Source organism: Micromonospora sp. SL1-18 (genome assembly GCF_047921505.1).
Classification (GTDB): Bacteria; Actinomycetota; Actinomycetes; order Mycobacteriales; family Micromonosporaceae; genus Micromonospora.
In genome coordinates this window covers 98648-112469 of sequence record NZ_JBLROA010000001.1, presented here as the reverse complement: position 1 = coordinate 112469, position 13822 = coordinate 98648, and the positions used below count along the sequence as shown (strand labels likewise).

The window sequence follows — 13822 nt, the reverse complement described above, 5'->3', positions numbered from 1 at the left end:
CGGCAGGTCAGAAGCCGAGGAGGAACAGCACGCCGGCTGCGACGAGGCCGATCTCGACCAGGGTCACGAACAGTCGGTCGCTGATGCGTCCGATGACTTTCTTACCGGCCCACGCGCCGAGCAGGGTCGCCGGGGTCAACGCGAGGCCGTAGAGGAGCACGGTGCCGGTGAGCAGGTTCCCAGCACCGTAGGCGGCGATCTTGGCAGTGTGCATGACCAGGGCGCTGGCCGCCTCGGTACCGATGTAGGCGGCGCGGGTCATCCCGTAGGCGAGGAAAAACGGAGCGGTCAGCGGTCCCACCGATCCCAGCAGCGCCGACCCGAGCCCCGATCCCGCGCCCACCCCGACGAACGCCCGGTCCGCGGGCCGCCGCGGGTGGGGATTGACTCGGCGCCAAAGCACCACCGCGATGAGGAAAACGCCGAGGACCCGCTTGAGCGGCCCGAGCGGGGCGTGGGCCAGCAGCAGTCCCCCCGCGACGGCGCACGGCACCGCCCCAAGAGCGAACCACAGCCCACCAGCGGCCAGTTCACGTCCCGCCGGTTGAACCACACCCGCGCGCCGTTGCTCGACAGCTGCGTCAGCGTCAACATCGGCACCGCCACCCGCAGCCCAAACAACGCAGTGAACACCGGTAGCAGCAGCACCCCGCCACCGAAGCCGGCCACCGCGGACAACCACGCCAACGCGAACGCCGCCACCGACGCCACGACCACCGCGCCGAACAGGCCGCCGCTCACCGGGCCACCCCCGCCGGGGCGGTGACCAGACTAAGGACACGGCCGTTCATAGTCGGACCGACCGGGCTCCACGGCGGCGGTGAGCGGCGGGCGTGCAACGAGGTACGCAGCTGTGATCCAGACCGATCGGATGCGACGGCGGCAGTGAGCGGCGGGCGCACAACGGGATACGCAGCTGTGGTAACGAACACGGTCAACGTGTCCTCCCCGTGACAGGCGGTCAACACCAATAGGGAGGGACCGTTGGCGGCGGGTCAACCGCGGTTCACCCGAGACCGGGTCGGCGGGCCCCACCGCCGGGAGCGGAACACCAGCTCCACCAGACAGGATGCGGCGCGGCGCTCGCGGTCAGGCCAGTGGGCGCCAGTACGTTGTCGGATCGGCGGACATGTTGAACCCGGGTCGGGTCCGCGGTCAGATCGCTTGGGCGAGTTCGGTGAACGCGGCGGCGACTCGCGTAGCCGGCGGGGCGTCGATGGCGAGTTCGTAGTGCCCGCGGCGCAGGTTCTGCATCGCTGTTCAACGGGGATCGCCGCACGGCCGACCCGTGGCCTGTGTCGGCTGATCTCGGCGCTTGCACACGTCGGCCGGACCGGGGGATGAACGCGAACGACGAACTTGCGCTGTAGTGGGCGCAAGCGGGTGGGGTTCGCCAGTCATGGCAGCCAGAGCGGCGGCGACGGCGCTGAGGTCCGCCTTGATGTAGGTGGTCGTGGCGGGTCCACGACGGTCGGTATGCCCGGCGTAGGCACGGGCAATACCGTAACCGAAGTGCCGTTCCACCCACGTCAAAGTGGTGTGGCGCAGCCAGTGGATGGAGATTCCCTGCGCGGCCACCCAGGGCAGGCGTTCGCCGATCCGCCTCCACAGGTGGTCGTAGCGGCGGCTGCTGATCGGGTGGCCGTTGCGGTATTGCAGCAGCCGGTCGGTAGGGAGGACCGCGCCGCGGGCGTGGGCGTGCTCGAGGAGGCGTTCGACGAGGGTCGGGGTGATGGGTTGCCATCGCAGGGGTGCCGCCCTTCTCGGTGAGGCGGATCAGGCAATGGCGGGTGTCGAGGTCGACCAAGCGCAGCGCGAGTGCGCCGCCGCGTCGGCAGGCAGTTTCGGTGTGCAGGCGCAGCAGCAGTGCGTCGAGGACGACGTCGTTGCCGCTGGTGCGCGCCACCAAGGTTGATGTCCTGCAGTTCGCTGGGTGTGAGGGCGCGGCGGGGATTGGGCAGCCGGCGGGGTTTGGCCACCCGGTGGGCGGGGCTGTCTGCGGCGGTGAGGTAGCCGTCGGCGATGGCCCGGCGATATATGGCGCGGGCGGCCGCGATGACGTGCTCGCCGGCGTGGCGGCCCTGCCGGCCGGTGCGTCGGGTGCGGGCGGTGGCGGTGACCTGACGCATGAGGGCTTCCATGTCGCTGGCGGTCACCTCGTCCAGCCGCAGGTGGCCGAGCGCGGCGGCCATGCGGTTCCAGTAGGTGCCGTAGGTGCGGCGGGTGCCCGGGCTGGCCGCGGCCGCGACCCGCGGTATGTACTCGGCGAGCGTCGGCATACGCGCCGCCGGGTCGGGGTGAGCGGCGAGGTCGGCCGGGGTGAGGCCGAGGTACGCCAGGATCTGCTGGGCGGTGACGATGCGTGACGGATCAGCCCGCATGAGAAGGGCCTCCGAGGACGGCGGCGTGCAGGTCGGCGAGGAGCCGCGTGATGGTGTTCGAGGGGTGCACGATGAGCAGATCGCGGGCCGGGATCGCCGCCAGCAGCACCGGCCGATGCGGGTTGATGCTGCAGAGTTGCCGGGCCGCGGTGGGCAGAGGTAGTGCCCCACGGGTGCCGACTGCATGCGTCCCGTCGGGCGCGGCGGTGATGAGCAGGAGGCCGCCGGTGGCGTCGATGTGGAGGCGGTGACCGGCGGGCCAGCGCAGCGCCTGCAGCAGCGCTCGGGCCGCCACCCGGCCGTCGGCGTCCGGCCGTGCCACGTCGAAAACAAGCTCATCGACCGGTTCCCGCGCAGCTGGGAAGGCTCCGGGCAGCTGCGGCATCGGAGCTGGTGGCGGTGCCGGGCGAGGAAGCGGGGTGGGGATGACCGCGCCGATGAGCTGCTCGTCGAGCCGGCGTCGGGGCGGTTGCCGGGCGGCCGTCATGGCGACCGCCGGAGCCGGGCGCCCGGCCTCAGCGTGAGACGCCGGGAGACCCGGTCATCGATGTCTGTACGAGTGCTACACGGAGTCCTCATCGGGAGCCACCAGGGTGGTGAGCTCCCGTGATCCCGCACGAAGACTGGTGTCCGAGGGGGGACTTGAACCCCCACGAAGCAGCCCGCTGAGCTGGGCAAATTCTATCGCTCCTGCTCAGCATGTGTCTACTCGTGTTCCATTGTGGCCGCTTGTGGCCGTCTGTTCCCGGCGGTGTTCCCGCCGGGAACATCGTTGATCTTGCCCAAGCGAAGGGGGCCGGCGCAGCGCACCGGCCCCCAGCTGTACGGCTACGGTCGCTCAGCGACCCCGTGCACCGTGTCGGCCGCGTCGACCGGCACCTCTTCCCACATCCAGTGGCCGCCCATCACCACGTACCGGCCGTGCTCGTCCGGCTCGATGCGCAGGTCCTCCTCGTCGAGCGCCTCGCGCTCGACCACGATCACGTCGCCTTCCCAGCGCATCGGCGGCACGTCCTGGTCCAGGTACCGCTCCAGCTTCTCGCCGGACAGCCCCGAGTGCGCAAGCAGCACCCGGTTGTGCCGCCGCGACATCTCCTGGTCGGTCACGATCGCCTCGGCAACCTCGCGGGTGCAGGACCACACCGCCCAGCCGTTCCACCGCCGGACCAGCGTGCCGGCATACGCCGACTCGAACCGGCGGCCGCCGTCGTGCGCGTACTCCAGCCACTCCCCGGAGAAGTACCCGGACTCGCCGGGCTGGAGCGCCGTGTCGAAGTCGAGCGGCACGCTCGCCTCCGGTCGGTCAAGAGTCAGTTCCACGTGAACTCCTTCGTCGTCAGAACAAGGTCGCTGCCGGCGTTTCGCGCCGCCGGTCCAGCTCGCGTACTTCGTTGCCGGTCTGGTCTTCCCACCACGCGGCGAACATGCGCCGGTGGCACCAGTTGTCCGGCGGTGGCACGTTCAGGTCGCAGAAGCACAGCAGGACCAGGCGGTCACTGCCGGCCGCGTCCGCGATCTCCGCCAACTGCTCTGAGATCAGATCCACCCCCGCGGCCTCCAGCCGCTCCAGGTAGATGAGCCGGTACGGCCCTTCCTGCATCCGCAGCATCCCGTACGTCGGCGCGAGGAGCCGGGCGAACCCGGCCACGTCGTACGGCAACTGGAACCGGGGCTTGCCGACCGTCGTCCGGACCGGCGCGCCCTGGTCGGGCCTGAACCGCTGGTAGCGGTTCGTGAACAGCTGCAACTCAACCTCCATGTTGAGGCCCTTCGTGGTCGTCGTAGAGCTTCCCGATCACCGGGACCAGCTCGTCCAGGTAGGCGCCCAGCGCGTCCACTGCGGACGCGACGACCGAGGCCGGACCCCGCACGGTCAGCAGCTCCATCTCGACGATCTCGCCGCCACCGGCGACGTCGATGGGCCGGACGTCTGGCAGCGGCGGCAGCGGCAGGACCGCCTTCGCCTCCACCATCGGCGTGTACAGGCCCTCCTGGATCCGCACGATCGCGGTCACGCTGCTCCTCCCATCGCAAGCCACTTGCGGCGGCACTTCGGTCCGAGCCGCTCGGCGCGGGCTCGCGGCGTCCGCAGCGGCCGTCCGCAGTCCTCGCACTCCACGGGCTCCTCGGTGGCCGCCACCTGGTCGGTCATCGGCTACCTCCCTCCTCGCAGCCGGGCGGCGATCCCCCGGCACCATCTGCGGTCGACCCCGAGCCGTTCGGCCACCTCGTCGGCGCTGTAGCCGTCGACGAGGTACCTCGTGGCCAGGGTCGCCACCCGGTCGTCGACCGGCGGGGCGTCCGCCGGCGGCCGGGCCACCATCGGCCGACCCCGGTGCGGTGGCGGCTCGTCCCCCGTCTCACGCCGGGTGGCGCGGGCCCGGGCCAGTGCCCGGTCCCGCGCCGTCTGCGGCTCATCGGCCACCTACGCCGCCGCCTTCGCCTCGGTGCGAGCCTCGGCCGGTACCGCCAGCGGCACGATCGCCGCCGCCGGGCGCTTCGCCAGCCACTCCCGGCCGACGCGGGCCAGCCGCTCGGTCAGCTCGTTGCGTACCTTCTCCGCGCCCTGTGCGTGCTGCTCCAGGTGGCCGAGCACGTTGCGGGTCTCGGGGTCGGTCTTGGCCTTCTCCCTCGCCGGCGTGAGCAGGTACCGCTCGTTGGCGGCCACCTCCATGTCGGCGACGCTGCATGCGAACGCGATGCCGCGCAGCTCGACTGCCTTGTCGATCGCGTCGACCACGGCGTAGGCCAAGTCGCGCCGGTCCCGGTCCCCCAGGTCCAGGCCGAGGTCATCCGCCATCGTGGTCAGCGCCGCGGTGGCCAGGTCGCGGACTGCGAGGTAGCCCGGAAGGGCCGCCTTGACCTGGCGGGCCTCCTCTTCGATCTTCGTGTCCCGACTCACGCGATCTCACCTCGCGCGTCTCGGTGGCCGCAGTTCGGCATTGCGGCCGTACAGCTTGCGGGCACAGTGGCCCCCTCTCCGTTCGGTTGCTCTGGCAGCAGGGCTGCCCTGACTTCCGCAACGAGCGCCGGACCGGCGTGGGTGTCGAACACCGCACGTCGGGCGACCTGGTAGGTCGCCGGCCCGAGCGGGACCGCGTTCAGCATCCGCGCCTGCCTGTGCAGCTCGGCCTGCGCTCGCCGCATCGACTGCCGCAGGCGGGCCAGCCCGGACGGCAGCGGCCACGCCCACAGGACCGTGACCACTCGCCTCGCACCAATCGCCTCCAACAGCCGGGGTCGTACATAAACATTGTATCTGACAGAGCACGCACGGTCAAACTGCGACCGTACAGCCCGCGGGCACGGTGAGGCCGCCTCACAGGTTCAGGGCCCGCCGCTGGTCGTCGGAGAGCACCCGGCGGGCCTTGTCCACCAGTGGCCCGCCGTCGCAGGCCAGGCACAGCACCACCGGGTCGCGGTCGCCCCGGCGCACCCGGACCCGGCCGCGCCGGCAGATCCAGCAGGGCGGCAGGTCTATCGGCCCGACGACCGGCATCAGGGCTCTCCACGCGAACAGCCGCCCACGCCCGGAGCATACGCACTCCCACTGCACCCGCACAGGGATCGCCGGGACGCGGGACGCCCCGCGGGTTAGCCCGCGGGGCGTCCACAGTCACCGGCCGCTCAGCTCAGTGCTGGCACACCGGGCAGAACCCGGCCTCGTCGACCGCGCTGGCGTGGCCCTCCCAGGTGCAGTTCGGGTCCACCTTGATCGGTCCCACCGACGTCACATCGACCACCTCGGCCGGCACCTGCACCACGACCTCCGGGTCCAGCTCCACCGTCACCGACGCCGCCAGGGCCTGCGCCTTGCGCAGCTTCGCCGACACCTTCCCCGCCGCCGTCCGCAGGTGGTCGACCCGCTGCCGGTACGCCGCCACGCCGCCGTCTGCGCCGGCGAGGACCTTCGCCAGCTCCTCCGCGTCCATCGCCGCCAGCTCGGCCAGGATCTCGCCGGCCGCCGCCAGGCGGTCGATCTTGCTCGTCACCTTCTTCCGTTTGGCGACGACCTCCGCCTGCTTCTCCTCGCTGTGCTCTTCCTCGTCGACCTGGAAGAACCCGGCCTGCTCCTCCGCCAACTTGCACGCCTTCGCGAACTCCTCGGCGTCCCGCGCCGACCTGAACTCACCCCGCGCCCACTTCACCAGGAACCGCCGCTGCTGGTCGGCCGACAGCCGGCACACGTACCAGGCGACGCCCACCTGCAGCTGCCCCTTGGCGACGAGCTGCTTCGCGTCGTCGATCAGCCCGAGCAGGTCGATCCGCCACCCGATGTACGGCTGGCTCTTGCCGAACAGCTCGGCGATCCGCTCCGTCTCCCAGCCGGCCTGCGCGAGGCGCTGGTAGGCGGCGGCCTCCTCCATCGGCGTCATGTCCTGCCGGTTGACGTTCTCCGCCACCTGCGCGATGAACGCCGTCTCGTCGTCCATCTCCCACACCATCGCGTGCAGCTCCTCGATGCCGCCCTGCTGGGCGGCCCGCCAGCGCCGCTCGCCGACGACCAGGCGGTACTGGCCCGCCTTCGCCGTCTTGCGCACGGCTACCGGCTGGAGTTGGCCGAGCTTCTGCATCGACGCCGCCAGCTCGGCCAGCTCCTCCTCGGTGAACTGCTTGCGCGGCTGGTCCGGGTCCGCCTCGATCTTGGCGACCGGGATGGTCCGCACCATCGGCCCCTTGTTGCCCTTCGCCGGCCGCTTCGCGGTAGCAGTCGCGGTCATCGCTTCCTCCACAGTGAACGTGCACAGTACGCGCGGTGCGTACACATTCATTGTAATCGAAAGTCGATCTTGGCGTCAATAATCTATGTACGCCAAACCGTGGAACGCGTCACGCGACCGACGCGCAGGCCATCGACGCGAGGAGCGTCGGAAGCATGGGGCTGGCCGCCGCGTAGACCGCGGTGCGGCGCAACGCCCGGCGGGCCATGCTGGGCAGCTCGACCGGCAGCGCCGGCCGCAGCACTTCCACGACCTGCTTCGCCTGCTCGTCGCTCAGGTCGGCGTTGTCCACCCGCCCCGAAGCCAGCTCGGCCTCGATCCTCTCCGCGAGCTTCTGGATCTCGATCGTGCGCTTGCGATGCACCGTGCAGCTCCCCGTCCGTCTCCATGCGCTAGCCATCCCACTGTGACCCCACAAGGTAGGCGGACTATGCAGGGACATTGAAGGATCGAACAGAGGGGATCATAGGCACGACGACACGGACGGCAACAGATCAACTGTGGACAGTCAAAGAAGAATCTCGAAATGTGGTTACGTTTCCGGATCGAGCGCCGATAGCCCTATATGGACCACTCTCATCCCACTACTTCCACACGAACTCAAGCCGGTCGGCGTCGAGGTGCACCACGCCGGCCCGCGTCGCCGGCTTCACGATGATCCGGTCCAGGACGAGCGCCAGCAGCTCACGGCGCCGCTCCAGCGGGGCGTCGACCCACCACTCGGACAGGCCCTCCGGCGTCGTCGCCGGCAGCGCCTGCAACCGCGCCGCCTGGGCCTGGCGCTCGCGCACCTGCTTCTGCTCGCGCTTCGCCTCGGCCTCGATCGCCGTCAGCGTGACCAGGCTGATCTCCCGCCGCGCGTACGCCTGGCCCGACTCGGCCAGCCGGTCCTCGATCGCCTGGAGCACCTGCCCCATCGCCGCACCGCCGTCCTTCGCCGAGCCGATCGAACGCTCCAGCCGCGCCCGCACCTTCGGCGACGCCAGCCGCGCCAGGGCCCGGGCGGCGACCTCCTCCTCCAAGCTCTCGGCCGCGATCCGGATGCGCCCGCACCCGTAGCTGGGGCTGCCGGCCCGGCACACGTACCCGCGCTTGCCGCTGTTGCTCGGCTGCGTGTACAGCGGCTTCCCGTCGATGTGCGTGCCCGGCCCACTCTCGTCGGGCAGCGGGTACCCGCACACCAGGAAGCCGCCGGACAGCATGTACTTCCGTACGTTCGTCGCGTGCGGCTGCTTCCGCTCCGGGGCGTCCAGCAGCTCCAGCAGCTTCCCGTGCGTGTCCCGGTCGATGATCGCCGGCCACGGCGCGTCGCCGACCACCTCGCCGTGGTACGTCTTCAGCCCCGCCAGCCGCGGGTTGCGCAGCAGCCGCGACAGCGACTGCTGGGTCCAGGGCCGCTCGGCGGACGTCGTGACCTCCCGCGCCCGCAGGTCCGCGACGACCGACCGCATACTGTCCCCGTCGAGAACCCGCTTCACGACCTCACGGATCACCGTCGCCTCGGCGTCGATGATCTGTCTTCCCGTCTCGTCGTACCCGTAGCACCGCACTGTCTGCTCCCCCACGCGAAGGCCGGCCTGAACTCGACCGGCCTATAAGCTAGCAGTGCCTCATGGCACTGTGCTACGTACAGGTACTCAGGAGTTGTCGGCGTGTTACTCAAGCGCCTCGGGCACCGTGACCCCCCACCCCGATGCGCAACTCCGGCACGCAAGAGCCCGGCACCCCTTGAGCGGGGTGCCGGGCTCTTGTGCCCGGTGCGGGCCCGGTCAGATTGCGCTATCCCCCGACGGCTCCTCTGACCGGTCCCGCGATCCGAACGACTCCCTGGGACGGGGTCGGTCACATTCAACCACTGCGACCGGACGGATCGCCACTACAACGAATCCCAGCGCTCCCCGTCGCGGTACTGGATCTCGACGCAGCCGTAGTTCGGCGTGCCGAAGTCGTACAGCGGCCCGAAGTCCTCGTCGCCGCCGGGCTCCCCCGCCGTCCAGATCAGCCCTTCGTACACCACGCCGCGCTCTTCCGGGCCGACGCCCGTCCGGCCCGCGTCGACGTCGCCCTCGTCGAGCATCCGCCACGGCCGACCCTCGGTCCGGGCCCGCTCGACCATCTCCTCCGTCGCCTGGCGCGGCCCGGCCGTCCCGACCTCCGACTCGCCGCCGCGCAGCTCGTGGGCCCGGTCCCGGGTGATGACCCAGGCGTACAGGCTGTCGTCCCAGCGCGCCGCCCGCTCGGCGGCGATCATCGCCATCGACACCATCTGTCTCTCCTCCTACGCGACCCCGGCGCCGACCGGCACCCGGGCGTCCTGCTGGTCGGTTTCGCCGGCGACGTCGCCGCCGGCATCCTGCTCGGCCTGGAGCTCCGCCTTCGCCTCCGCGATGCGGTTCCGGCCCCACCGCTCGCTCCGCTTGAAGCGGTCGCCGAGCGCCTTGCCCGTCAGCGGCTCCCCGGCCGCAACGGAGTCCCGCCACACCTTTCGCGCCGCCGCGTTCTCGTCGGCCCCGTCCGGCGGCACCGGGTCCGGCGGCGGCACCGGCACGGCGGCCGGCGGCACCGGCACCGGGGGCGGCGGCACCGGGGCCGCAGCGACGGCAGCCAGGAACGCCTCCTGCTCGGCGGCACGGGCCAGGACGGCGGCACGCTCGGCCGTGATCGCCGCGCGCCGCAGCTGCGACAGCACCACCAGCCCGATCGACGCCACGACCACCAGGCCGTCGACGGACAGCGGCAGCGTGTTCGCCGTCAGGTCGTCCTCGCCGTACTCCACGGCCAGGCCCCGCATGTGCCGGTAGCTGGCCAGCGCGGCGACCCCGGCGACGATGATCGTGCCGAGGACCTGCGCCGCCTTCAACAGCCGGTGCCGCGGTGCCGGCACCCGCGTCATCACCTCCGAGCACAGCAGCAGCGCCAACGGCGCCCACCCGGCGACCGCCTTCGCCCCGGCACCGGCACCGGCGTGCGCGATGTTCGCCGCAAGCGATGCCGCGATGCCGGCACCGAACGCCAGCCACACCGACACCCACGCGCCCTTGCTCGGCCGCTCCGGCACGTCGACCTTCTCCACGTGAACCACGCCGGCCTACCCGGCGGCCTCGGCGGCACGGCCGCCGGCCGGCAGTGCCGGAACGACCGGCACCGTCTTGCTCTCCATCGGTCTCCCCTCCAACAGGTCGAGGCCGCCCGGGGGTCCCGGCCGGATCTCCTCGGTCATCACCGGCGGGTCAGCGTCTCCCCCACCAGCTCGCCCCGCTCGGCCACCGCCGCCTCGTGCTCGTGCAGGTGGTTGGCGCACAGCAGCCGCTCCTGCCGCCACGGGTCCAGCTCCAGGCCCTCGGCCGGGTCGAACAGGCACAGCCCGCCGTCCCCGCACTTCTCGCCGTCGTGGTCGATCACCAGGCGGGCGACGGCCGACTCGGTGCACGGCCCGCCGTCCTCCTCGGGCACGAACTCGGCGTTGAAGGTCGGGATCGTCAGGCGCTCGCTGCAGGTCAGGTCGCTCATCTCTCGCTCCTCGGGTCAGGGTCGGATCAGGTCAGGTCGGGATGCAGAAGCGGCGGGCGCGCTCGAGGCGCGCCCGCCGGCTCGGTCAGCGGTAGCGGTTAAGGGTCAGCGTGTACTCGCGGCCGTCGGTCAGCCGCAGCACGATGCCGTTCTCGGCACCCATGAAGCCCGCGTCGGCCAGCGTCTGGACCTCGCGCACCTCGACCGGCTCGCCGTCGCGCTCGTCGCGCAGCGGCTCGTCGCCGATCGTCTCGGCGGCCTCCTCCAGCGCCAGCTCCTCGGCCGCGACCCGCAGGGCGCGCTCCAGGATCTCCTCGTAGCTCAGCATCGTGCTCCTCCTCAGTGCAGGGTGGGGGGCGGAACGTACAACTTCATTGTAGGCGGACGGCAGTCCCGCGTACAAGTTTTATGTACGCTCTGGGCCGTGTAGCGGGTCACACAGTCCGCGACTCGGGCCGCTCCCCCAGCCGCCGCGCGTCCAGCTCGGCCGCCGCCTCCAGCAGCCACGCCGGCGGGCCCGGCCGCCGGCCCGCGGGGCGCGGCAGCGCCCGGCCGCCCGGCGCGGTCCGCTCCCGCCCGCAGCCCCGGCAACTGGTCGTCAGCCACACCAGGCCGCCGCCCTCGGTCGCCGAGCCGTCGAGCAGCCCGCCGCAGGAGTCGCACACCCCGACCGGGCCGGCCTCGACGGCGGCGGCGAACGCCTCGACGTCGACCAGCCCGTCACGCACCAGCCGCGCGTCGATCGCCACCGCCCACCTCCCCGGCTCCGATGTGGCGCGGGGCCGGGCGAAGGTCGCCGCCCGGCCCCGCGCCCGATCACTCCTGCTCGGCCGCCGGCAGCGCCAGCAGCTCCGGTAGCGCCAGCCGACCGTCCCGGTAGGCCGCCGCCACCTCCTCCCGGCCGCCCTTCTTGAAGGTCAGCGTCGTCGACGGCGGCGGCGGGTCCGCGACCTCCACGAAGTCGAGGACCCGGCCCGTGTCGCCGTCGACCACCGTCCCGTCCGGCTCGACCCTCACCCGGCCGAGCAGCGCCTTGCGGAACGCCGGCCGCACCGACTCCACCGGCTCGGGCACGGCCGCCTGCACCTCGGACGGGTGCTCCGCCTTGCAGTACGCCAGGAACCCGGCCTCGTCGACCACGAAGCCCGTCTTCGGCTCGGAAAGCGTCACCTGCGCCACCGGGCCGTCGTAGCCCGGCAGCCGGACCTCGATCGTCTTCACGCCCAGCGCGCCGTTCAGCTCGACCAGGCGACCGTCGGCCTCGGCGCGAGCCACGTCGTAGACCTTTTTCACCTCGTCCATCAGGGCCTTGAGCACCGCCGCCCGCATGGTCGCCTGCTGCACCGTCATCGGCCCGCCCCCGCCGTCTCCGGCTGCCGGCCGTTGGCCCGGGCCATCCGGCCCGCGTCGCGGGCCTGCTGCGCGCCCGCCTCCTCCGACTCGTCGGGGTCGGACCTGCGTGCGCCGGCCGCCTCGGTCAGCGCGTTGTCGAGCTGACCGCCCGGGGCCTCGACCGCTCGCCGCGAGGCCGCGATCTCGGCGCCCCGCGCGTTGAAGGCGTCCCGCAGCTTCTGCGTCTTGCCGAGGCGCTGCGCCCGCTGCCACAGCACGGACAGGTCCTCCCGCGACGCGCACGCCGCGAGGGCCTTCGGCCAGTCGGGGTCCTTCGGCGGCTCGCCGTTGTCCAGCCAGTCGAGCAGCTGGTGGCCCAGCTCCTCGCCCGGCTTGTGGATCACCTGGTCGGCCAGCGCCACGCACCGGCTCTTCGTCACCCGCAGGTAGTGGTCCTGGTCGAGGTCGCCCACCAGGTCGAACTCGTACTCCAGCCCGTCGCGCTGGTCGGGCTGCATGCCCAGCTTGGACACCTGCTTCTTGCCGTCGCTGCCCTCGGTGATCTCGTACTTCTGCTTCGACCGCAGGCACACCACGACGTGCCCGGGGAAGCTCATCAGCGCCTCGATATACGCCCGCTCGATCGGGCGCACGTCCTTCCAGCCGTCCATCGACCGGCCGCCGTGGTTGCGGGCGAACAGGTCGACCAGCTCCAGGATGCCGCCCGGCCCGAACCAGTAGTGCGACGCCGAGTCGAGCATGAAGCCGGTGAACCCGGCCAGGGCCGCCTCGTCGATCAGCTCCACGAGCTGCCGCGGGTCGTACCGCACCGGGCTGATCTTCGAGAAGCCGTAGCCGCCCGCCTCGTCCGGCGTCATGTCGCCGACGCCCGGCAGCTCCGGGTTCACCGCGTACTTGTCGGCCGAGTCCCGCTCGGTGTCGACGAACGCGATCCGCTCGATGCCGTCGGCGACGGTCTGCGCGCCGGTCAGCGTGTAGAGCAGCTTCAACCCCGTCAGTGTCTTGCCGGCACCGCTCGGCCCGGCGAGGGCGACTCGCGCCTTCGCCTTCTTCCGGCTGGCCGGCATGAACCTCGAACTCATGTCGTTCCTTTCCACGTGAACGAACGTCCTACATAGACTTTATGCGGTCGCGGTCAGGGACTGCGACCCCACATCTTTGCCCGACGAAAAAGCACCCGCGCAGCCCGCGCAAGCCTCACTCCCGACGGCGGCCGGCAGGCCGCAGTCCGGGTACCGGCAGATCACCGGCTCGGCCAGCTCGGTGCAACCCGTGCCCTCGCGGTGCCGCCAGTCGTCTCCGGCGGCCACGAGCACGCCGCTGCACGTCGCGCACTGCGCGACGTCGACCGGCGCGAGGTACACCCTCACTCCCCGATCACTCTCCTTCCCTTCTCGGGCACGGCCCGCAGCGCGGGCCCGTGCAGCGGAGCCGACTTCCTGCACCCGGAATAGGCACATGCGCCGTTCGGCCCCTCGACGTACCGGTGGTCGACACCGCTCGCGGCGCGGACCCCAACCGTTTCTTGTTCCCTGTATGTCTTGCGTCCGCGTGGCGGACCAACTCGGTCCGCCTGGCGGACTAGTTCTAGTCCGCGACCCGGACTAGAACCGCCCTTCACTGGTCCGCTCATCGGACTACCAGACCCGGGCGATTCGGACGCGGCTGGTCCGGCACGCGGACCAACTACCCCCAGCTCGGTGAGCCTCCGCAACAACTCCGCCGGAACCCCCATGCGGTACACCGTGCGGGCCTTCTTGCGTCGCGCGTCGGCCACGCTCGGCCGGTCGCGCCACACCCACTGACCCTCCAGCTTGTTCAGCCACGCCGCGACCGTCGACCGGGCGAGCCCGGTCC

23 protein-coding genes and 1 pseudogene are annotated in these 13822 nt (G+C 71.6%); 2 read left to right on the top strand and 22 right to left on the bottom strand.

Features of this window, described 5'->3' with window-relative positions; genetic code table 11:
- Positions 1–7: 7 nt before the first annotated feature.
- Positions 8–493, bottom strand: coding sequence for a TSUP family transporter (locus ACNAW0_RS00625; RefSeq protein WP_416285643.1), 486 nt, complete (start codon positions 491–493; stop codon positions 8–10).
- Positions 494–544: 51 nt separating this feature from the next.
- On the opposite strand from ACNAW0_RS00625, the gene ACNAW0_RS00620 reads away from it, so the two are divergent.
- Positions 545–766 (top strand): hypothetical protein, encoded by a 222-nt coding sequence (locus ACNAW0_RS00620; protein WP_416285642.1) that lies wholly within the window; start codon positions 545–547, stop codon positions 764–766.
- Positions 767–1155: 389 nt separating this feature from the next.
- On the opposite strand, the pseudogene ACNAW0_RS00615 reads toward ACNAW0_RS00620, so the two are convergent.
- A pseudogene (locus ACNAW0_RS00615) lies at positions 1156–1254 on the bottom strand (IS6 family transposase); the annotation flags it as partial.
- 632 nt (positions 1255–1886) lie between these two features.
- Between ACNAW0_RS00615 and ACNAW0_RS00610 the strand changes: the two are divergent.
- Positions 1887–2366: a hypothetical protein gene (locus ACNAW0_RS00610; RefSeq protein ID WP_416285641.1), complete on the top strand. Its 480-nt coding sequence runs from the start codon at positions 1887–1889 to the stop codon at positions 2364–2366.
- Between the two features lie 4 nt (positions 2367–2370).
- Here ACNAW0_RS00610 and ACNAW0_RS00605 read toward each other — a convergent pair whose 3' ends face one another.
- The 20 genes from ACNAW0_RS00605 to ACNAW0_RS00510 all read right to left on the bottom strand — a co-directional run bounded on the left by ACNAW0_RS00605 (position 2371) and on the right by ACNAW0_RS00510 (position 13329).
- Positions 2371–2868: a hypothetical protein gene (locus ACNAW0_RS00605; protein ID WP_416285640.1), complete on the bottom strand. Its 498-nt coding sequence runs from the start codon at positions 2866–2868 to the stop codon at positions 2371–2373.
- Positions 2869–3209: 341 nt separating this feature from the next.
- Complete coding sequence (locus ACNAW0_RS00600) at positions 3210–3701, bottom strand: hypothetical protein (protein WP_416285639.1); 492 nt, start codon at positions 3699–3701, stop codon at positions 3210–3212.
- Between the two features lie 16 nt (positions 3702–3717).
- Positions 3718–4128, bottom strand: coding sequence for a hypothetical protein (locus ACNAW0_RS00595; RefSeq protein WP_416285638.1), 411 nt, complete (start codon positions 4126–4128; stop codon positions 3718–3720).
- 1 nt (position 4129) lies between these two features.
- Positions 4130–4396 carry a hypothetical protein gene (locus tag ACNAW0_RS00590; protein WP_416285637.1) on the bottom strand — a complete coding sequence of 89 codons (267 nt, stop codon included), beginning with the start codon at positions 4394–4396 and terminating at the stop codon, positions 4130–4132.
- The gene (locus tag ACNAW0_RS00585; RefSeq protein ID WP_416285636.1) at positions 4393–4533 is read right to left on the bottom strand and encodes a DUF6011 domain-containing protein; all 141 of its coding nucleotides are present in this window, start codon (positions 4531–4533) and stop codon (positions 4393–4395) included. Before ACNAW0_RS00585 ends, ACNAW0_RS00590 begins: the two co-directional genes overlap by 4 nt.
- Before the next feature lie 3 nt (positions 4534–4536).
- Positions 4537–4806: a hypothetical protein gene (locus ACNAW0_RS00580; protein ID WP_416285635.1), complete on the bottom strand. Its 270-nt coding sequence runs from the start codon at positions 4804–4806 to the stop codon at positions 4537–4539.
- Positions 4807–5283, bottom strand: a complete 477-nt coding sequence (locus tag ACNAW0_RS00575; protein ID WP_416285634.1) for a hypothetical protein — start codon at positions 5281–5283, stop codon at positions 4807–4809.
- Positions 5284–5700: 417 nt separating this feature from the next.
- Complete coding sequence (locus tag ACNAW0_RS00570) at positions 5701–5880, bottom strand: hypothetical protein (RefSeq protein WP_416285633.1); 180 nt, start codon at positions 5878–5880, stop codon at positions 5701–5703.
- Between the two features lie 133 nt (positions 5881–6013).
- A complete protein-coding gene (locus ACNAW0_RS00565; protein WP_416285632.1) occupies positions 6014–7102 on the bottom strand; it encodes a ParB/RepB/Spo0J family partition protein in 1089 nt (362 codons plus the stop codon).
- 109 nt (positions 7103–7211) lie between these two features.
- Positions 7212–7466: a hypothetical protein gene (locus ACNAW0_RS00560; protein WP_416285631.1), complete on the bottom strand. Its 255-nt coding sequence runs from the start codon at positions 7464–7466 to the stop codon at positions 7212–7214.
- A gap of 220 nt (positions 7467–7686) precedes the next feature.
- On the bottom strand, positions 7687–8652 hold the full coding sequence (locus ACNAW0_RS00555; protein WP_416285630.1) for a recombinase family protein: 966 nt from the start codon (positions 8650–8652) through the stop codon (positions 7687–7689).
- A gap of 326 nt (positions 8653–8978) precedes the next feature.
- Positions 8979–9368, bottom strand: a complete 390-nt coding sequence (locus ACNAW0_RS00550; protein ID WP_416285629.1) for a hypothetical protein — start codon at positions 9366–9368, stop codon at positions 8979–8981.
- Between the two features lie 12 nt (positions 9369–9380).
- On the bottom strand, positions 9381–10184 hold the full coding sequence (locus ACNAW0_RS00545) for a DUF2637 domain-containing protein (RefSeq protein WP_416285628.1): 804 nt from the start codon (positions 10182–10184) through the stop codon (positions 9381–9383).
- A 6-nt stretch (positions 10185–10190) separates the two neighbouring features.
- Entirely contained in the window at positions 10191–10322 is a 132-nt protein-coding gene (locus ACNAW0_RS00540; protein ID WP_416285627.1) for a hypothetical protein, read from the bottom strand.
- Positions 10322–10612, bottom strand: a complete 291-nt coding sequence (locus tag ACNAW0_RS00535) for a hypothetical protein (protein ID WP_416285626.1) — start codon at positions 10610–10612, stop codon at positions 10322–10324. The genes ACNAW0_RS00540 and ACNAW0_RS00535 overlap by 1 nt, the downstream gene beginning before the upstream one ends.
- A gap of 85 nt (positions 10613–10697) precedes the next feature.
- Positions 10698–10940 carry a hypothetical protein gene (locus ACNAW0_RS00530; protein WP_416285625.1) on the bottom strand — a complete coding sequence of 81 codons (243 nt, stop codon included), beginning with the start codon at positions 10938–10940 and terminating at the stop codon, positions 10698–10700.
- A gap of 106 nt (positions 10941–11046) precedes the next feature.
- A complete protein-coding gene (locus ACNAW0_RS00525) occupies positions 11047–11361 on the bottom strand; it encodes a hypothetical protein (RefSeq protein WP_416285624.1) in 315 nt (104 codons plus the stop codon).
- Between the two features lie 67 nt (positions 11362–11428).
- Entirely contained in the window at positions 11429–11962 is a 534-nt protein-coding gene (locus ACNAW0_RS00520; RefSeq protein ID WP_416285623.1) for a hypothetical protein, read from the bottom strand.
- On the bottom strand, positions 11959–13047 hold the full coding sequence (locus ACNAW0_RS00515; protein WP_416285622.1) for an AAA family ATPase: 1089 nt from the start codon (positions 13045–13047) through the stop codon (positions 11959–11961). Before ACNAW0_RS00515 ends, ACNAW0_RS00520 begins: the two co-directional genes overlap by 4 nt.
- A gap of 39 nt (positions 13048–13086) precedes the next feature.
- Complete coding sequence (locus ACNAW0_RS00510) at positions 13087–13329, bottom strand: hypothetical protein (protein WP_416285621.1); 243 nt, start codon at positions 13327–13329, stop codon at positions 13087–13089.
- Positions 13330–13822: the final 493 nt, after the last annotated feature.